Below are 18,317 nucleotides of genomic sequence, written 5' to 3'. Positions count from 1 at the left end.
TTTCCTTGGCTGGGGCGGCGCAGACATTTGAAGAGCAGTGCTGGGCGCCGATGACCAGCCGTGCACATCCTCAATCTATCGGCCTGTGGTGTAGCCCGCAAACGATGGGTCTTGTCTGCTTGAAATAGAGCGGGGGTAAGAACTGCGCCAACAGTGCCTTGGGGCGGATAAGGGAAGGTTTCTCTTGCTTAACACAGCCTCAAAATCGCCTACTGGGTTGCGCTCTACTTAGGTTTCTTGGTCAGTTCCTTGGTTCTGTTCCCAGGCTTCAACCATCCGAGCAAACCGCCCGCCGCGAGCTACCAGGGTGCTGGGGGAGCCGTCCTCAACCACCCGCCCGTCATCCATCACCAGGATCCGGTCGGCCGTGAGCACCGTGGAGAGCCGGTGGGCTATGACCAGGGAGGTGCGCCCCGCCAGCAGGGTACCAAGGCCGTGCTGAACCAGCCGCTCGGTGGGGATATCAAGGGAGGCTGTTGCCTCATCAAGAATGAGCACGGCGGGATCAGCCAGGAAGGCGCGGGCAAAGGAAATGAGCTGGCCTTGCCCGGCGGAGACACGACCACCGCGCTTGGCCAGGTGGGTGTTAAAACCCTGGGGTAGGGCGGTGATGAAATCGTAGGCCCCCACCCTACGGGCGGCCTCATGAACCTGCTCGTCGGTGGCCTGCGGGTTGCCCAGCCGAATGTTATCGGCAACGGTGCCCTCAAACAGGTAGGCCTCCTGGGTCACCATCACAACCTCGCGGCGGAGCTGATGGTCGCTGAGCTCTCGCAGGTCTAGGCCGTCCAAGCGGATAGAGCCCTGGGTGACGTCGTAAAAGCGGGCTACCAGCTTTGCCAGGGTAGATTTACCGGCGCCGGTCGCTCCTACCAGCGCAAGGTGCTGGCCCGCAGCTACCTCTAGGTTAAGTCGGTGGAGAGCAGGTCTGCCGGGTAGGTACTCAAATTCGGCCTCATCAAAGACCAAATACCCCTGGGCCGGCCTGCTTCTTTGAGCCGGGTGCTCGGGTTCGGCAACATCAGGTTCTTCCGCCAGAAAGCCGGACACCTTTTCAAGGGCAGAAACTGCCGACTGGAAGAGGTTGTAGAAATCAGAGAGCATAAAGATCGGTTCAAAGACCCGGTTGGCATAGATCACTAGAGCCAGGAGTGTGCCGGCCTGCATGGAGCCGCCCAAAATGGAGTAGCCACCAATCACCAGGACCGTGGCAACAAAGGTATTGCCCAGAGCCTGCAGGGTGGGCATGTAGATGCCGTGGAGCTTAACGGACTGCATAACCCGCATCCGGTACTCTTCGGCGGCCTGCCCATACTGTTCGCGGGCGGTCGCCTCTGCCCGGAAGGCTTTGACTGCGCGGATGCCGGTAAAGGTCTCCGAAAAACGGCCAATGATTCGCGCTGATGCCACACGCTGGGCCCGGTAGGCCAGAGTCGAATTGCGGCGGAACCAGAGGGTAAGTAGGGCAACCGGAAGGCCGATACAGGCCAGGGCCACACCGGCCCGCCAGTCCATCAGGCAGAGCGCTAGTACCGTGAACACAATACTGAGGAGCATGGAGGCAAGTTCCGAGAGCCCAGAATCCAAGAACTGCCGGAGCGTGTCGAGGTCACTGGTCAGGCGGGAGATAACTCGCCCGGAGGTGTAGGTTTCGTGAAAGCTCACCGAGAGTTTCTGCGAGTGCGCAAACATGCGTTGCCGCAGTTCAAAGAGCGCGTTCTGCGAGATTTTATAGGTCAGCAGAATGTTGGTGTAAAGGCAGATACCCGAGATAAGACCGGCTCCCGCGTAGAGCAGGACAACCCGGGTAGCTGGCCCCGGATCCCCACCCCTGAGCGGTTCTATGGTGGTGTTAATTGCCTGTGAGATGAGCCAGGGCATGGCCGTGTTGAGCCCCATGGCGATGACCACCAGTATCAGGGTTAACAGCAGGTGGCCGCGCACGGGTCTTAGGATTTCTACCAGCAGGTTCAGGGAACGGCGGCGTACCAGGCCTGCTTCTTCTGCGCTGAGTTCTACCCGGTCTTCGCGGGGCGGTACAGGGTTCATGCCAGGCCCTCCTGTGCTGGGGCTTCGGGTGCCATGAGCTCCCGGTAGTCAGCTCGGGCCAGTAGCTCGGTGTGACTTCCTACTGCGGCAACCTGCCCGTCCTGGAGTAGCACTACCCGGTCGGCCAGCGCCACCGTTGAGGGCCGGTGCGCGGTGAGCAGGGTGGTGGTTTTGGTGAGCTCTTGTTTGAGCTGGTCAATGACGCGTTCTTCGGTGGTGACATCGAGTGCCGAGAGCGGATCATCGAGCAGGAGCACCGCTGGATTGGTCGCAATAGCGCGGGCAAGGGAGAGCCGCTGACGTTGACCGCCCGAAAGACTCATCCCCTCTTCACCGATCACCGTTTCTGCCCCCTCCGGCAGGTGGGCAACAAAATCTGCGGCAGCAACCTTAAGGGCATTCTCTAGCCGTCGGGTCAGTTCTGCCTCGGTGAGGCCCTGGTCTTGAACCCCCAGGAGGACGTTCTCACGGACGCTGGTGGAAAAGAGAACGGGTTCCTCAAAAGCGATAGCTACGGAGGAACGAAGCTCCGGCAGGGGGAGGGAAGCAATATCGTGACCGTCCAGGTAAAGGGCCCCGGAATTGGGTTGGTACAACCGCTGGACCAAGTGTAAGACGGTCGATTTACCAGAGCCGGTGGAACCGACCAGGGCAATAATCTCGCCGGGGCCAATATCCAGGCTGAAGCCCCTTAGGACCGGGCGCTCAGCCGGGCCGTAGCTAAAGTCCACCCGGTCAAACCGAAGGGCTGCGGCCTGAGTTGTTGAGGGGCTAAGGGGTGAGCCAGCCACAAGTTCCACCTCTTCACCGGGTGCACCGACCATGACAGCGCGGTGGCGGTCCATGGAAACCTTGGCAGCCAGGTACATGGAAAGCAGCATACCGCTGCGCTCCACCTGCCCCGTCAGCATGACTACCGTAGCAAAATACCCTGTTAGCCTACCAACACTCAATGAGCCTGCCGCGACAAGCTGAAGACCAACAATCAAAGCAAGCGCCAGTGATAGGCCGCTGGTCATAGCTGTTTGCATACGCATGGCTCCCGTAGCCCGACCGCGCCGGATTTCAAGGTCTTTGAGTTCTGCAGAGCTGGTCGCAAAGCCAGCTAAGGCATGATCGCCCCTTCCTAAGGCTTTGAGCACACGAATACCCTGCACAGATTCTTCAACAGAGGTTGCTAGGTCACCTGCCTTCTCCTGGGAAGCACGGGTGAGCTGGCGGAAAGTACGTACAAACCGCCAGATAAAGAAAACAGTAACTGGAAGACTGGCTAGGAAAATGAGGGCTAGCTGCCAGGAACCGGCAAACATATAGAGCGTTCCCACCAGTACCTGGATAGCGGTGGTGATGAGCTGAATCAGGCCGAAGGCCGTCCAGCGACGCACCGTGCCCAAATCGGACATGGTACGGGTCAGTAGCTGGCCCGATGGCCAGCGGTCGTGGAAAGTAACGGGTGAACGCAAGAGCCGGTCAAAGATTCTGACCCGCATGGTATTCTCCACCTCCGAAGCCGGCTCAACGACCAGCTGGCGGCGTAAGAGGAAAAGCCCCGACTGGAGCAGACCTAAGGCTAAGACTATGCCACCACCGACCCAGATAGCCTGTACGGTGGGCTGATCGGTGAGGAGCGAATCAACAATCCACCCCAAGACCTGCGGTATCGAGATTGCCACAATAGCACTGGTGATAGCCACCAGCAGACCGGCAAACCAGCGCCCCCGGATAGGGCCTGAGTAACGCCAGAGTGTAAGGTCGTGTTCGTTTGTGTCAACAAAAGGCGCTGGCTCAGGTGTGGGTAGAGGCTTAACCCGCAAGAGGCGCAATGACATGTTTACCTTTTCTTCCGGTCTGTGGTTGAGGAAGAGAACCGTTAGTGTGCGTGCTTAGGGAGCGGTCAAAGTGACCAGTACGGCCTCTGGCGGGCAGAAGAGCCGCACCTGGGCAAACCGGGAGGTACCCAGTCCGGCAGAAACTTGTACCGGAATATTACCTTGTAGGGAGACTCCCTTGGCGCGTTCCGGGGGCAGGTCGCAGTTAGAAACCAGTGCCCGGCCACCGGGTAGGCAGACCTGCCCGCCGTGGGTGTGTCCGGCAAAAATTGCTTGGGCGCCGTCCGCTACAAAACGATTGAGGGTACGCAGGTAGGGGGCGTGACAGATACCAAGGCGCAGGCTTGGTGCCGGTTGCCGCTCAAAGGCGGTGGGGGAGAACCCGGGGTGCCGGTCATAGTCCAGGTGAGGGTCATCGACCCCGGAGAACTCCAAGCGCAGACCCTTGAGAGTGAGCGTGTCATAGCGGTTAATGAGCCCCAACCAGCCGCGAGCATCGAAAGCATCGTGCATGTCCTGGGTCGGTAGGGGTGCGCGGGTTTCTTGGCTGGCTTCGTCCCCGGTGTTCTTTTTCCACAGGTAGCGGGCCGGGTTCTTGGCGACCGGCGCGAAATAGCAGTTGGAGCCGGGAACGTAGACTCCGGGGAAGTCCAGGAGTGGGTCCAGCGCATCGAGCAGGGCGGGTAGCCCACTGATATGGGAGAGGTTATCCCCGGTATTAATAACCAGGTCCGGTTTCAGCTCGGCCAGCGAATGCATGAAATCCCGCTTAGGCCGCTGGCCGGGAATCATGTGCATATCCGAAATATGCAGAACCTTAAAGTCGGGGCTACCGGCGGGAAGTACCGGTAGAGTCTCGGTGCGAATCGTGAAGTTATTGAGCTCAATAAAGTGGGCATAAGCGGCCGTGGCGGCCCCAGCTAGAGCACCTGCGCCAAGAACCGCTGCTGCGGATCGTGCCAGAGTGCCAGCCGAAGCCGCCACATGAGCAGAATTCAGAGAATTCACATCATTCCTTACTGGTTGGTGCCAAGCACCTTAGCCGAAGGTGTAGTGAAAGCGTCAGTCTTGTAGTTCTTAGCTACAGCGCGCATATAGCGTTGCCACTGAGCACCGGCGTAGGTGGCACCGTCCACGTAGCTAAGTCGCTGCCCGTTGATGGATAGGCCGTTGAGGGAGCGGGAACCCTTATCTACGTTACCTACCCAGGAGGCGGTGGCAATGCCACGAGTGTAACCAATCATCCAGGTCTGGGTGGAGTCGTTGGTAGTACCGGTCTTAGCTGCAGAGGCACCGGCTAGCCCGATGCCGCGCTGGTAGCCGGAGCCACTGACTAGCACCTGTTCAAGGACGTAGTTAACGCCATTGGCAACGTCTTCATCGAGTACACGCTCACAGGTAGATTTATAGCCTTTGACCTCTTTGCCGTTCTTGGAGACCTTGGTGAGGGAGCGGGGCTCACAGTAGGTGCCACCGCTGGCAAAGGTAGCGTAGGCCGAAGCCATGGTGAGGGGCGTAGTACCCTTTTCCCAGCCACCTAGCATGTAGGAAGGGCGGGTGATCTCGTAGGGGTCCTCGCCGGCCCCGTCGGTGATGCGGAGCTTGGCCCGCAGGTCGTTAATGGCGCAGGCATCGGTAGTCGATACCATCTTGGCAGTGAAGGAGTTAATAGAGTTCTTAATGCCGTAGGCCACCGTGTTCCAGGTTCGTAGGCCCCCTTCTGCGTTGCTGAAGGAGAAACCCTCGGCATCCTCAGAAATAATGTACCCGTTGGGCTGGCAGGAGGCCGGCCAGCGGAAGGACTTGGGGTAGTTCAGGGAGGTGCCGTCAATGGTGGCGTTAACGCCCTTACCGTCCTTGATCCACTGGGCAAGAAACACGGGTTTGAAGGTTGAACCGGGCTGGAAACCTGCAGTACCGCCGTGGGCAATATCAACGTTGAAGTTGTAGAAGTTGTCCTCGAAATTGGTTTTGACGGAGTCACCGTAGCCGGAGTTCTGCGCCATGGCAAGAATCTTTCCGCTACCGGGCTCTACAGAAACCAGAGCCGCTGATACCTTATCGGGGTTGTTGGTGGAAGGTTGGGTAGCTTCTACCTGGGCCTTGGCTTCCTTCTGGGCCTTAACGTCAACGGTGGTAATGATCTTGTAACCGCCCCGGTAGAGGGCATTCTTACGGTCATCTTCGGTTGCGCCGTAGGTTTCATCATTCAAGAAATCCGTAACAGCGTAAACACAGAAATGGGCGAAATCTCCAGCCGTAGAACAGCCTGAGGGGGTGGTGTGAATATCGAGGTTGACGTCCTCGTTGAGCGCCTCAGAGTATTCATCCTCAGTGATTTTGCCGTCACGGAGCATGGTGCCCAGTACGATGTCCCGACGCTTTTTGGCAAGTTCGGGATTCTCATCGGGGCGGTACATGTTGGGAGAGACCACCATACCCGCAAGAATGGCTGACTGGGAGATATCCAGCTCAGAGGCCGAAATACCCCAGTAGTAGTAGGCGGCGGCTTCCACGCCGTAGTTAGAGCCACCCAGGTTAATGATGTTCAGGTACCCTTCAAGGATCTGGTCCTTGCTCAGGTTCTGTTCCATGGAAATGGCCAGCTTCATTTCCTTGATTTTGTCTAGGTAGTCCTTGTTGGCACCCAGAGTGCCCGCTTCTTCCCCAGACTGCTCGGCAGCATCAATCAGCAGGTTATTGACGTACTGCTGGGTCAGGGTAGATGCACCCTGGCGGTTACCGGGGTTAATCACGTTGTTAACTACAGCGCGTGCAATACCCAGGGGTGAGACAGCCCCGTGCTCGTAGAACTTACGGTCCTCTGAGGAAAGAATGGCATCTTTCATATGCTGTGAAATTTTATCCAGAGAAACCTCTGTGCGGTTCTGAGCATAGTAAGAAGCAAGTTCGGTCTTGCCATCGCTTGCGTAAATAACAGAGGGCTTCGAGAGCGGCCCGTTGCTCATGCTGACAGGCAGAGCCTTAAACCAGTTCATGGATGCGTTGATAGTTGCGCTCATCGCGGTAGTTGGTGGTATCAGAATCAGAGCAACTACGAAGCCGGAGATAATGCTCAGTGCAATAAACTGAATGAAATCGCCCGGAGTGCGGCGCCGTGTACGAACGTTCTTAGAGGAAGCCATTTAACCAGTTTATCGGCTCCCCGGCCAAAGCGCACCACAGGGCCGGGGGACTAGCCCGGAAAAGTCCCTCAAAATCTACCGGCTCGCCTCCGTGTGGAGCTCCCTTTTAGCACCCCACAAGACGCTGTCCCGGCTCCACTCTGTAGTGCACAGTAGGCGCACCGAAGGCTTTGGTTGTTTCAAAACCTACTCTTGAGGCCCGGCCTCTTCGTCTTTTAGGCCCGGGTGGTCTAGGCTTGGTGCTATGGAAAAATGGGAATACGCAACAGTGCCCCTGATGATTCACGCAACCAAGCAGATCCTCGATAACTGGGGTGAAGACGGCTGGGAGCTTGTGGCAATTCTGCCCGGTGCCGCGCCCAGCGGTGCAACCCCGGCAGGGAACATGGTTGCCCCCACTCAGGGCAATCCGATCGCCTACTTTAAGCGCAAGAAGGCAACTAACTAAACATCGCACCAGAACCGGGTTCGGGCCATAAGGCCTGTAGCCCGGTTTTATGCCCCCGGACACCCTGTGAGAAAGGGCTTACCGTGTCAAAGATTGAAGACCGCATTAAAGAGCTTGGTTTTGAGCTCCCCGAACTGGCAGCTCCCGTGGCCGCTTACGTTCCCGCTGTAACCAGTGGCAACTATGTTTACACATCGGGCCAGCTTCCCTTCGTGCAAGGCCAGCTTCCGGCTACTGGCAAGGTAGCCGACAAGGGTCAGGAAGGGTTCGTTGACCCTGAGACCGCCCAGAAACTTGCTAGCCTCTCTGCACTCAACGCTTTGGCCGCAGTGAAGTCTGTGATCGGTGACCTTGACCGCGTGACCCGGGTGGTGAAGGTCCTTGGTTTCGTCTCTTCTGACCCCTCTTTCACCGCTCAGCCTGCTGTCATCAACGGCGCTTCTCTGCTGCTAGGCGACATATTCGGTGATGCCGGTGTGCACGCCCGTTCAGCTGTCGGCGTGCCAGTACTCCCGCTCGATTCACCGGTTGAAGTCGAAATTATCGTGGAATATGCCTAACCAGTCCATGTACACAGGTGCCCTTAAGCAGGTAGCCCCTGCCTCCGCCTCGCGCCCCTACTCCGCGGGAACGGGGGCCGTCCCGCGCGTGCCGGTAGCTAAAACCCACCCGATTCCTCCCAGTCAGCAGGACTGCGCCCGCGCCTGGCTTGACCAGGGTGCCTGTGACCAAGCCCCGGCTAAACCTGCCGCCGCAGTGGTCTTTGTGCGAGATGGTGCCAACGGCGTGGAAACCTTTATGACCTACCGGGTTAAATCCCCCATGGGTAGGGTAGCTTTCCCCGGCGGTCTGGGGGTTCGTCAAGACTACGCTCCCCTAGGCTGGGTTGGGCCCGGTGGCGAATACTGGGCTAAGAGTTTTGCCCAGGAAGACCTGGGAGCTACAAGCGCTGTTGTAGTGACCGCTATCCGTGAACTTTTTGAAGAGACCGGTGTTCTGCTGGCCGGTGATAATGAGCTGTCCACCATCGAACTGACCAGCGGCCATGAATGCATGACTTCACGTCAGTCGGTAGCCCAGCAGGAGAAAATTTTCGCGGACTACCTTGAACGCAGGGGCCTAAAAATTAGGGCTGACCTGCTCAAACCTCTGGCCCGCTGGCAGTCCCCGGGTTTCTTTCACAAACGCTATGACGTGCACTATTTCACCTGCGCTGTCCCCGTAGGGCAGAGCCCCTCTCTCCTTGCTGGAAAGGGCATTTGGGGGCGCTGGGTGAGCGCTCGCGACCTGACCGCGGCTCCCTCAAGTACTGCCCTGGGCGATGAAATCGGTCAGCCGGACACCGTGGGGGTACCCTTCCAGGAGCTCGTTACCCCGGGCGTTATGTACCTGCTTGAACAGCTCGCGGGGGCTTCTGGTGCGGTGGCTTTTCTCTCAAAACGCCGCCAGGTTAGCCTCTATCTACCCGAGGTTAAACGGGACGTCACAGGTACCTGCTACCTGTCAGTAGAGGAAAAGAAAGTTTAGTTTTTTATGACTAGCTTTATTCAGGCAAAACAAGAGCAGAATGTGCTCTACTAAGAAGTCCCTGGCTTTTATCAAAGAACTTTAAAGCGGTGGGGTGTTTACTGTTCTGACTGTGTGCTTTAAGGCCAGAAATTTTCTATACGTAGGGCTATCTGCGGGTGTTCAGGTCGGGGGCGCATTTGAAGAAGTCTTTATAATCCTTTGGCTGTGCTAGGTCCCAGCTCTTGTTCTCCTCAAGAGCTAAGGCCTAGAAACGAAAACCGGGTGAGACAGTAACTGTCTCACCCGGTTTTTATGTTTCTACCCCTCCTTGAGGGGAGCTTGCCTTAGCGTGAACGCTGGCGCAGGCGCTGCAGGTCAAGAATGACCACTGCGCGAGCTTCCAGACGGATCCAGCCACGGGAAACGAATTCAGCCAGAGCCTTGTTAACGGTCTCGCGGGAAGCACCAACCAGCTGAGCCAGCTCTTCCTGAGTCAGTTCGTGGGCAACCAGAACACCGTCGGTTGCGGGGCGACCAAAGCGGTCAGCCAGATCCAGCAGAGCCTTAGCAACGCGACCGGGAACATCGGAGAAGACCAGGTCAGCCAGGTTTTCGTTGGTGCGGCGCAGGCGGCGGGCCAGTGCCTGAAGAACCTGAGCGGAGATATTCGGTGACTTCTCCATAGCCTTACGCAGGGACTCATGCTTGACACCTGCCAGGCGAGTCTCGGAAACAGCGGTTGCGCTGGTAGAACGGGGTGAAGGGTCAAACAGGGCCATCTCACCGAAGATTTCTCCGGGACCCATGATAGCTACCAGGTTTTCACGACCATCAGAGGCGGTGCGGCCCAGCTTCATCTTGCCTGAGATAACGAAGTAGAGCTGGTCCCCCTGATCGCCTTCGTAGAAGAGGGTGGCACCGCGGGAAAGGTCTACCTCGGTGATGTCTTCGGTGAGAGCGGCGAATGCCTCATCGTCGAGAGAAGCGAAGAGTGGCGCGCGGCGTAGTACTTCAATATCCATGGTTCTTTTGTTACTCCTAGGGGGATGATTGGTTAGTTTAAGCGCGAACCCTGTTCCTGAGGGCTACGGACTACCTAAGCATAGTCTTTGCCTAGTTCATCACACAGCACTTTTAACTGTGACTTATTCAACTACTTTAGAGCCTACATGATATTCGTGGCTTTGGACACCCATTAAGATTGCTGTTCCGAGCACTACCAGAGTTTTTTTAACCGTCCTTTCCCGCTATTTTCAGGTTGAGCCGGTAGGCTGTGAAACCCTTACGGGTAGCCGTGCAGATTACCTGGTTAAATACTTGAGTCTGCCTCCCTCTTTCTTAAGGAGATATATGACCATCCTTGACTGGGTAATTCTTGCCATTATCGGCATCTACTTTCTTGCCGGTTTACGCCAAGGACTTTTTGTTACTCTGGGGACCTTCGTCGGCTTCATCGCCGGTGCCCTAGCTGCCCTCTACGCAACCCCGTGGGCTATCAACCAGGTGAGTTCTCACTGGTATCTGTTAGTGGGGCTGGGCACTGCCTTAGGATGTTTGATTCTTGGCCAAACCCTTGGGATGACCGTAGGTAACCTGATTCGCCGCGCTAGCGATAAGACACCCTTGCGCGGTTTGGAGCGCCTTGCAGGTGGCCTGCTCAACATCTTTTTGAGCGCTCTGGTCATCGTTACCCTTGTTCTGGTGGTCCGACCGCTCGGTATTCCCACCGTTACCGCCCTGACCTCTGAATCTAAGGTGGTTAGCTGGCTGCTCCAGGTAACACCGCCTGCCGCCCAGGAAAAGGTGACAGAGATTAAGGGTCAGCTCGTCCAGGCCGCCGGCCTTCCTGAGGTATCGCATCTTCTCTACCCCGAGCAGGAAGCCCCCAGCGACCCGCTGGAAACAGATGCACTTGAAACTGCTAGCCAGTCGGTTGTGCAGGTGGTGGGTTCCGCAAACGCCTGCAACTACGTATCAGAAGGCTCAGGCTTTGCGGTGGACGGTGGGCTGGTGGTAACAAACGCCCACGTTGTTGCCGGTGTCAGTACCCCCTCCCTACTGGGCCGTAACGGGCAGGCAGCTACCGGCCAGGTGGTTTACTTCGATGCAGAGCAGGATGTTGCTATTATCAGTGCCCCTGACTTGGCTCTTGCCCCCCTGCCTATCCAAGGTGCTGAGGTGGCCGCAGGAACCACCGTTGCCTTTATGGGTTACCCCGGCGGAGGGCCTTTTGCCAGCCGTTCAGCAACCGTCCAGGGCCTAGGCTATACGCAGACCATTAATGCAAGTACAGGCCAAACGAATCCCTCCCGCTTGGTCTACCAGATAGCGGCCCATGTCCAGCAGGGGAACTCTGGTGGGCCGGTGCTCACCGAAGATGGTCAGGTCATGGCCATGATTTTTGCTAAATCCACCCAGGGCCAGACCGGTTACGCTATTCCTTCATCGATTCTGCTGGAGGCGCTCAGCCAGGTGCACTCTGGCTCTCTTGCGGTCGCAACCGGCCAGTGTGCCGTCTAGGTAGGCTAGCCTGTGCCAAAAGCGGGTAAGAGGTAGCGCCCAGGGCATATGAGGCTACTTCCTCAACTGCCGTTCTAAAAAGGTCAAGGCCAGTTCGTAGCCCTGGGCACCGGCACCGGTAATTACAGCGGTTGCTTGCGGAGAAACAAAAGAACGGTGGCGGAAAGGCTCTCGCTTATGCACATTGGACAGGTGAACCTCCACCACCGGTAGCTCGGCGGCCTCCAAGGCATCGTGCAGGGCAAGAGAGGTGTGAGTGTAGGCTGCCGGGTTAATGATGATCCCGGCCGCTTGGGTGCCTGCTGCCTGGATAGCGTCCACCAGGTCGCCCTCATGGTTGGACTGCATAAAGCTCAGCTCAAAACCCAGCTCCGCAGCCTGCTGGCGCAAGGTGGCCTCAATATCCGCCAGGGTGGTGTGCCCGTAGACCTCGGGCTTACGCGCTCCCAAGAGGTTGAGATTGGGTCCGTTGATAACGGAAATGAGCTTGGATGCGGTCTGTCTATGTGCCATAGGTTCTAGTTTTTCACATAAAAGGGCCCGCCCCCTGTTTATCTGCTCGGTTGCAGGTAAACAAGAGGCGGACCTAGAGTAAATATTTTTTCTGGGTTTCACCGGGCTACGGTAGTCGCCCCAGCCATGAGCCTTGGAAACAGGCTCAGGGGATTAGCCGGGCTAGCTCTTCTTAAAGTTAGCCTCAATGGACTCCATGACCGTGGGATCAGCCAGGGTGGTGGTGTCACCGACCGGGCGGTCCTCGGCTACGTCCTTGAGCAGGCGGCGCATAATCTTACCCGACCGGGTCTTGGGCAGGTCCTCCACGATGAGCACTCGCTTGGGCTTGGCGATGGGTGAAATCTCCACACCCACATGGGCGCGAATCTGCTCGGCCAGCTCAGCATCGTCGTAGCCTGCTGCCTTAGCCTCGTCGTTGAGAATGACGAAGGCCATGACGGCCTGGCCTGTGGTTTCGTCGCTAGCGCCGACAACGGCGGCCTCGGCAACAGCCGGGTGTGAAACCAGGGCCGACTCAATCTCGGGGGTGGAGAGGCGGTGGCCCGATACGTTCATGACATCGTCCACACGGCCCAGTACCCACAGGTCACCGTCAGTGTCGCGCTTAGCGCCGTCACCGGCAAAGTACATGCTCTCAAAACGAGACCAGTAGGTATCGACAAAACGGTCATCATCGCCCCAGATAGTGCGGAGCATAGAAGGCCAGGGCTCCCGAATGGTTAGAAAGCCGGACTGTTCGTTGGGCAGGGACTCGCCCAGATCATCGACCACGTCAATGGTAATACCGGGGATAGGCTGCTGGGCGCTACCGGGCTTAGCCACGGTAATACCGGGGAGCTGGGAGACCATGATGGCCCCGGTCTCAGTCTGCCACCAGGTATCAACGATGGGGCAGTTGCCCCCACCAATGACCCGGTGGAACCAGCGCCAGGCCTCGGGGTTAATAGCCTCACCCACGGTACCCAGTACGCGCAGGGAGCTCAGGTCGTACTTGGCGGGAATGTCCTCACCCCACTTCATCATGGTGCGGATAGCGGTGGGGGAGGTATACATGATGCTCACACCGTACTTTTGCACAATCTCCCAGAAGCGGCCACGGTGCGGGGCATCGGGAGTGCCCTCGTAAATGACCTGGGTGGCGCCGTTGACCAGAGGAGCGTAGGCAACATAGGAGTGGCCGGTTACCCAACCAACATCTGCGGTGCACCAGTAGACATCTGTCTCAGGCTTGAGGTCAAAGATGTTCCTGTGGGTAAAAGCGCCCTGGGTCAGGTAGCCACCGGTGGTGTGCAGAATACCCTTGGGCTTACCTGTGGTACCGGAGGTGTAGAGGATAAAGAGGGGGTCCTCGGCGTTCTGGCGTGAGGGAGTGTGCTCGGTTGACTGCTCAGCGGTCAGCTCGTGCCACCAGACATCGCGGCCTTGCACCCAGCTGATCTCCTCACCGTTGCGTTGAACAACAAGGACGTGCTCGACGCTGGAGCCCCCCTTTTCTAGGGCGGCATCGACGGCGGGTTTGAGCATAGAAGGCTTACCACGGCGGTAGGAGCCGTCGGCAGTGATAACCAGCTTGGCCTCTCCGTCTTCGATACGGGAACGCAAGGCATCCGCCGAGAAGCCGCCAAATACTACCGAATGGACGGCACCGATGCGGGCGCAGGCCAGCATAGCAATCACAGCTTCGGCAATCATGGGCAGGTAGATGGCTACACGGTCACCCTTGGTCACGCCAAGAGATTCTAGGCCGTTGGCTACGCGGGATACCTGGTCTTTGAGCTGGGCGTAGGTGTAGGAGGCGGTGTCGCCGGGCTCGCCCTCAAAGAGCAGGGCGGTGCGCTCGCCCAGGCCGTTTTCAACGTGGCGGTCTACGGCGTTGTAGCAGGCGTTGAGCTCGCCGTCGCCAAACCACTTGGCGAAGGGAGGGTTGGACCAGTCGAGGGTTTGGGTGAAGGGCTTGTACCAGGTCAGCAGGTCACGAGCCTGTTCCGCCCAGAATTCGGGGCCTTTTTCCGTGGCTTCTTGGTAGATGCCGGGCTGGGCGTTGGCCTGGGCTGAGAATTCGGGGCTGGGTGCAAAGACGTCCTGGGTGTCGGTCATCAATATGCCTTCCTCTGTGTGTGGCGTCATAGACTTAGGCCACATTGTGGTTTTCTCCCCAACAATAGCGCATCTGTAGTTTATGTCACAAATTTAGGGTTCGTGTTGAGCGAACTGACACCGAACATCAGCTTGTCGCTTCTACGGGTAATCTCTAGGTATGCCCCAGTCCAAGAAGACACCAGCATCCGCAACAGCTATAGACCAGGAACCCACACCCCTCACCGATACTGAGCGCCAGCTCCTAGAAATCCGCACCGTTCCCACCCCAGTCGCCGAGGCCGCCGCCCGCAAACGCGCCCGCGCCACCGCCACAAATCAGGCAGAAAGCCCCCTAGCCCGCACCCGCCGCGCCCGCAAAATCAACCGCATCCTGGGCCAAACCTACCCCTACGCCGTCGCAGAACTAGACTTCGATAACCCCTACCAGCTCCTGATCGCCACCGTACTCTCAGCCCAAACCACCGACGTGCGCGTCAACGCCACCACCCCCGAACTCTTCGCCCGCTACCCCGACGCCCAGGCCCTAGCAACCGCCCGACTCGAAGACATCGAAGACATGGTGCGACCCCTAGGCTTCTACCGCTCCAAAGCCAAATCAATCGTCAACCTGGCCGCCCAACTTGTAGCTGAACACAAAGGGGAAGTGCCGGGCAAGCTCGAAGACCTGGTCAAACTCCCCGGCGTGGGCCGAAAAACCGCTTTCGTAGTGCTCGGCAACGCCTTTGGCAAGCCAGGCATCACCGTAGACACCCACTTTGGCAGGCTCTCCCGCAGGCTCGGATTCACCGACCAAGAAGACCCCACCAAAGTAGAGCAGGCGGTAGCAGAACTCTTTGAACCCAAAGACTGGACCCAGCTCTCCCACAGGCTGGTCTACCACGGGCGGCGCATCTGCCACTCCCAAAAACCAGCCTGCGGAGCCTGCCCCGTAGCTGACCTCTGCCCCGCCTACGGCACCGGCGAAACAGACCAAACCAAAGCCGCCAAACTCCTCAAATACGAGATGGCACCGGGCCGTGAGCGCCTACACCTACGTTTCCTCCAGGGAGCCACCCGCCGCCAGCTGCGAGCAGAAGGGTACTCACTCAGTGCCTAAAAACCCGCAAGCTCCCAACCAGATTCCTGCGTCAGAAGCGGGAGAACACCCCGCCCTCACCCAGCTCACAGACCTGGCCTACAGGGCCCCCGCCCTTGTCAAACAGAGGGAAAACTGGAACATCGGCGCAATTGACCCCCACACCATCAAACCCGCCGCCGTACTCGTACTCTTTGGCTTGCTCGACACCGCGCCAGCCCACCACCGCACCTGCCCCACCGTCACCAGCGACCTGGACCTGCTGCTACTAGTACGCTCCGACGGGCTACGCCATCACGCCGGGCAACCAGCCCTACCCGGTGGGCGCATCGACCCCGAAGACTACGACCAGGCGAAGAAAACCGGCCAGACAGTAGAACAGGTAGCAGCCCTCCGTGAAGCCGTCGAAGAAACCGGGCTAGATGCCAGCGGAGTGCGCCTGCTCGGGCAACTCCCACCCATCGACCTACCAGTCAGCAACTACCGGGTCACACCTGTACTGGGCTGGTGGGATTTACCCACCCCCGTGCAAGCAGTCGACAGGGAAGAATCAGCCCTAGTGGTGCGTGTGCCGGTGGCTGACCTGCTCGACCCAGCTAACCGCCACACCGCCACTGTGCGCCGGGGCAGAACCACCCATAAGTCACCGGCCTTTGACGTAACCAGCGCGGACCAGAACTTCACCATCTGGGGCTTTACCGGGATTTTGCTCTCCCGGGTCTTTGAAGAACTGGGCTGGGAAGAACCCTGGGACAGGGAACAGACGCGGGAAGACCACACCTAGAAGATCGGTAATTTATAACCCCGCAGACGGTGTTCCCGTTAGCACCCTTAAACGCCAGCCCCGAGCCAGCTAACGGGAACACCGTCTGCCGGCTTTGATATCATGCGCCGCGTTAGCGCCCTTAAAGGCCAGCCCCGAGCCAGCTAACGGGAACACCGTCTGCTGGCTTTGATATCATGCGCCGCGTTAGCGCCCTTAAACGCCAGCCCCGAGCCAGCTAACGGGAACACCATCTGCTGGCTTTGATACCATGTGCCGCGTTAGCGCCCTTAAACGCCAGCCCCAAGCCAGCTAACAGTCATACCAGCTACGACGACCGAGCTACTTGGCGGTGGAATAGTCATCCGTGGTCACAACCGTTACCGGGAACTCCACATCCGTCTTCCCAAAAATCAGTTCGGCAGCGGTCTGCGCCGACTCCCGCACAATTTTCGTGCAGAGAGCCGCCTCACCCACCGGGCCGTAAAGCATAATCTCATCGTGCAAAAAATAGACCAGGCGCGACTGCAAACGCCGCCCAAAACGGCGTTCGGTACGTAGACGCCGGCGAATCTGTGCCATCCAGATAAGAGCCCACTCAGCGGCAGTACCCTGAATAAGGAAGTTGCGGGTAAACCGGCTCTGCGCGCGGGCCGCAGAGAGAGCGGCACGCTCATCGGCAGCGGTACCCTGACTGCGCTGAGCCTGAAACCAGGTGGCCGAAGGCGCAGGGGAAGTACGCCCCAAATAAGTGCTCACCTGCCCACCGCGCATACCAAGAGCGGCGGCCCGCTCTGTCAAAGCTATAGCCTGCGGGAACATCTTTTTCAGGTGCGGCATGAGCTGGCCCGCCTCACCGCTAGTAGCCCCGTACATAGCGCCCAGTAAGGCAACCTTAGCGTGGGGGCGGTCATTCAGCACACTACCGGTGCGCTCACCAATCTGAGCTATCCCCAGGTACAGGTCCCTACCCCGCCCCGCAAGAGCCAGCGCACGATCCCCGCTCATCACCGCCAAGATACGCGGCTCAATCTGCGCGGCATCGGCCACCGTAAGGATCATGCCCTCCTCAGTACGAACAGCAGGACGCACGTCCTTAGGGATCTGCATGGCACCCCCGCCATGCCCACCCCAACGACCCGTAGCCGCCGAACCCACCTCATAGCTAGGGTAAAAGCGGTTGTCACTGACCCAGGCATCAAGCCAATTCCAGCCATTAGCCGTGTAAAGCCGAGCCAACCGCTTATAAGCCAGCAAAGGCCGCACCACCTGCCAGCGATCCTCACGCAGGTGCGGCACCGCATTAGCCCACTCAGTCAGCTCCCACTTACGGGTAGTCGTGACCGAATGCCCAGCGGCCTGCAAAGCCTTGAGCACATCCTGGGGCGAATCAGGGTTCAGATGGGGCGCCCCCAGCTCCTCACGGATACGGGCGGCAAGAGCCTCCATCTTAGAGGGCCGGTCATACCCCGCCGGGCGGGGGCCCAACTCGTGCTCCAGAATCTTCTCGTGGATAGCACGGTTCCAGGGCATACCCCAGTGCTTCATCTCAGCGGCAATCAGCGCCCCCTGAGACTCAGCGGCCAACAGCAGAGCCAAACGCGAAGGGTGAGGGGAAGTCGCCACAGCCGCACGCTGGGCCGTCAGCTCAGCGACCAAAGCCTGGGCACTCGGCTCCTGCGGAGCCTTACTGGACAGAGAAGAACCGGCCAACTCATCATCAAACAGGGAACCCTGCCCCTCCATGGGCTGACGCGCAGGCATCACCCCAGCAGGCTCAGGGACCAGCCGCTCCACATCAAGAGTAGGGGTATAGCTCATCGCGTTCTGCGCATTAGAAGCCGCCGTAACAAGAATCCGCTGAGCCAGCCGCAGATCATGACAGGACGCCGGCGACACCCCCGCAGTCAAGAGCTGAGGCATCACCAGACGCGAATCAGCCCACGTCCAACGAATAGTCCGGTGCGGGTTCTGGTCCTCCACCGCCCTAATAAAATCAGGGAGCTTAGCGCGGGGGAAAGTGCGGCGGCTACCGGCACCGGTATCGCTGAGAGTTATAGCCTCCCAGCTATCCCCCCGATTCGGGGTAGCTACGGGGCCGAGCACTATATACATTCTTCTATTATGGGGTCTGCCCAAAACACGGCTCAACCCTGGCTCAGCGCCAGACCCGAACACACCGTACGTTTGGGTAGGTAGACCGGCAAGCCTTCCCTCTTGCCCGGTTAGCTAGCGCTCACAGCGCAATTCAAGCCACCCACCTGACCCCAGTGCTGTCTCTGCCAACACCGCTTAAACACCAGCCCCAAGCCAGTTGGCAGACACAGCACTGAACTCTGGGCATCGCCCCCGGTTTATCCAC

14 protein-coding genes are annotated in these 18,317 nt (G+C 58.6%); 6 read left to right on the top strand and 8 right to left on the bottom strand.

Annotated elements, in window-relative coordinates:
- Window positions 1-228: 228 nt before the first annotated feature.
- From ACN085_RS05500 to ACN085_RS05485, 4 genes are read right to left on the bottom strand one after another with little or no spacing between them, the layout of a single operon-like run.
- Complete coding sequence (locus tag ACN085_RS05500; RefSeq protein ID WP_419110847.1) at window positions 229-2,049, bottom strand: ABC transporter ATP-binding protein; 1,821 nt, start codon at window positions 2,047-2,049, stop codon at window positions 229-231.
- Window positions 2,046-3,878 carry an ABC transporter ATP-binding protein gene (locus ACN085_RS05495; RefSeq protein ID WP_419110846.1) on the bottom strand — a complete coding sequence of 611 codons (1,833 nt, stop codon included), beginning with the start codon at window positions 3,876-3,878 and terminating at the stop codon, window positions 2,046-2,048. Before ACN085_RS05495 ends, ACN085_RS05500 begins: the two co-directional genes overlap by 4 nt.
- A 54-nt stretch (window positions 3,879-3,932) precedes the next feature.
- The gene (locus tag ACN085_RS05490; protein WP_419111047.1) at window positions 3,933-4,862 is read right to left on the bottom strand and encodes a metallophosphoesterase; all 930 of its coding nucleotides are present in this window, start codon (window positions 4,860-4,862) and stop codon (window positions 3,933-3,935) included.
- A gap of 32 nt (window positions 4,863-4,894) precedes the next feature.
- Window positions 4,895-7,024: a transglycosylase domain-containing protein gene (locus ACN085_RS05485; RefSeq protein ID WP_419110845.1), complete on the bottom strand. Its 2,130-nt coding sequence runs from the start codon at window positions 7,022-7,024 to the stop codon at window positions 4,895-4,897.
- A 244-nt stretch (window positions 7,025-7,268) separates the two neighbouring features.
- Between ACN085_RS05485 and ACN085_RS05480 the strand changes: the two genes are divergently transcribed.
- From ACN085_RS05480 to ACN085_RS05470, 3 genes are all read left to right on the top strand, one after another.
- Window positions 7,269-7,472, top strand: a complete 204-nt coding sequence (locus ACN085_RS05480) for a hypothetical protein (RefSeq protein WP_419110844.1) — start codon at window positions 7,269-7,271, stop codon at window positions 7,470-7,472.
- 83 nt (window positions 7,473-7,555) lie between these two features.
- Window positions 7,556-8,032, top strand: a complete 477-nt coding sequence (locus tag ACN085_RS05475; RefSeq protein ID WP_419104768.1) for a RidA family protein — start codon at window positions 7,556-7,558, stop codon at window positions 8,030-8,032.
- Window positions 8,025-8,999 (top strand): NUDIX hydrolase, encoded by a 975-nt coding sequence (locus ACN085_RS05470; protein WP_419110843.1) that lies wholly within the window; start codon window positions 8,025-8,027, stop codon window positions 8,997-8,999. Before ACN085_RS05475 ends, ACN085_RS05470 begins: the two co-directional genes overlap by 8 nt.
- A 326-nt stretch (window positions 9,000-9,325) precedes the next feature.
- On the opposite strand, the gene ACN085_RS05465 is transcribed toward ACN085_RS05470, so the two are convergent.
- Window positions 9,326-10,003 carry a Crp/Fnr family transcriptional regulator gene (locus ACN085_RS05465; RefSeq protein ID WP_083091991.1) on the bottom strand — a complete coding sequence of 226 codons (678 nt, stop codon included), beginning with the start codon at window positions 10,001-10,003 and terminating at the stop codon, window positions 9,326-9,328.
- Between the two features lie 328 nt (window positions 10,004-10,331).
- On the opposite strand from ACN085_RS05465, the gene ACN085_RS05460 reads away from it, so the two are divergent.
- Entirely contained in the window at window positions 10,332-11,501 is a 1,170-nt protein-coding gene (locus ACN085_RS05460) for a MarP family serine protease (RefSeq protein WP_419104766.1), read from the top strand.
- Window positions 11,502-11,555: 54 nt separating this feature from the next.
- On the opposite strand, the gene aroQ is transcribed toward ACN085_RS05460, so the two are convergent.
- The gene (aroQ, locus tag ACN085_RS05455) at window positions 11,556-12,014 is read right to left on the bottom strand and encodes a type II 3-dehydroquinate dehydratase (RefSeq protein ID WP_419110842.1); all 459 of its coding nucleotides are present in this window, start codon (window positions 12,012-12,014) and stop codon (window positions 11,556-11,558) included.
- 162 nt (window positions 12,015-12,176) lie between these two features.
- Window positions 12,177-14,114, bottom strand: coding sequence for an acetate--CoA ligase (gene acs / locus ACN085_RS05450; protein ID WP_419110841.1), 1,938 nt, complete (start codon window positions 14,112-14,114; stop codon window positions 12,177-12,179).
- Between the two features lie 160 nt (window positions 14,115-14,274).
- On the opposite strand from acs, the gene nth reads away from it, so the two are divergent.
- A complete protein-coding gene (gene nth / locus ACN085_RS05445; RefSeq protein WP_419110840.1) occupies window positions 14,275-15,213 on the top strand; it encodes an endonuclease III in 939 nt (312 codons plus the stop codon).
- The gene (locus tag ACN085_RS05440) at window positions 15,206-15,976 is read left to right on the top strand and encodes an NUDIX hydrolase (protein WP_419110839.1); all 771 of its coding nucleotides are present in this window, start codon (window positions 15,206-15,208) and stop codon (window positions 15,974-15,976) included. Before nth ends, ACN085_RS05440 begins: the two co-directional genes overlap by 8 nt.
- A gap of 321 nt (window positions 15,977-16,297) precedes the next feature.
- Here the strand turns inward: ACN085_RS05440 and ACN085_RS05435 are convergent, their stop codons facing one another.
- Window positions 16,298-18,070, bottom strand: coding sequence for a bifunctional 3'-5' exonuclease/DNA polymerase (locus tag ACN085_RS05435; RefSeq protein ID WP_419110838.1), 1,773 nt, complete (start codon window positions 18,068-18,070; stop codon window positions 16,298-16,300).
- Window positions 18,071-18,317 lie beyond the last annotated feature (247 nt).

The organism is Rothia sp. P4278 (assembly GCF_048512945.1).
Classification (GTDB): Bacteria; Actinomycetota; Actinomycetes; order Actinomycetales; family Micrococcaceae; genus Rothia.
This window is presented reverse-complemented; position numbering and strand designations above follow the sequence as displayed.

Bases quoted from the DNA above. Each gene is read 5' to 3' on its own strand.
- ACN085_RS05500 (WP_419110847.1), bottom strand. From the start codon at position 2,049: ATGAACCCTGTACCGCCCCGCGAAGACCGGGTAGAACTCAGCGCAGAA.
- ACN085_RS05495 (WP_419110846.1), bottom strand. From the start codon at position 3,878: ATGTCATTGCGCCTCTTGCGGGTTAAGCCTCTACCCACACCTGAGCCA.
- ACN085_RS05485 (WP_419110845.1), bottom strand. From the start codon at position 7,024: ATGGCTTCCTCTAAGAACGTTCGTACACGGCGCCGCACTCCGGGCGAT.
- ACN085_RS05480 (WP_419110844.1), top strand. From the start codon at position 7,269: ATGGAAAAATGGGAATACGCAACAGTGCCCCTGATGATTCACGCAACC.
- ACN085_RS05470 (WP_419110843.1), top strand. From the start codon at position 8,025: ATGCCTAACCAGTCCATGTACACAGGTGCCCTTAAGCAGGTAGCCCCT.
- ACN085_RS05465 (WP_083091991.1), bottom strand. From the start codon at position 10,003: ATGGATATTGAAGTACTACGCCGCGCGCCACTCTTCGCTTCTCTCGAC.
- ACN085_RS05460 (WP_419104766.1), top strand. From the start codon at position 10,332: ATGACCATCCTTGACTGGGTAATTCTTGCCATTATCGGCATCTACTTT.
- aroQ (WP_419110842.1), bottom strand. From the start codon at position 12,014: ATGGCACATAGACAGACCGCATCCAAGCTCATTTCCGTTATCAACGGA.
- acs (WP_419110841.1), bottom strand. From the start codon at position 14,114: ATGACCGACACCCAGGACGTCTTTGCACCCAGCCCCGAATTCTCAGCC.
- nth (WP_419110840.1), top strand. From the start codon at position 14,275: ATGCCCCAGTCCAAGAAGACACCAGCATCCGCAACAGCTATAGACCAG.
- ACN085_RS05435 (WP_419110838.1), bottom strand. From the start codon at position 18,070: ATGTATATAGTGCTCGGCCCCGTAGCTACCCCGAATCGGGGGGATAGC.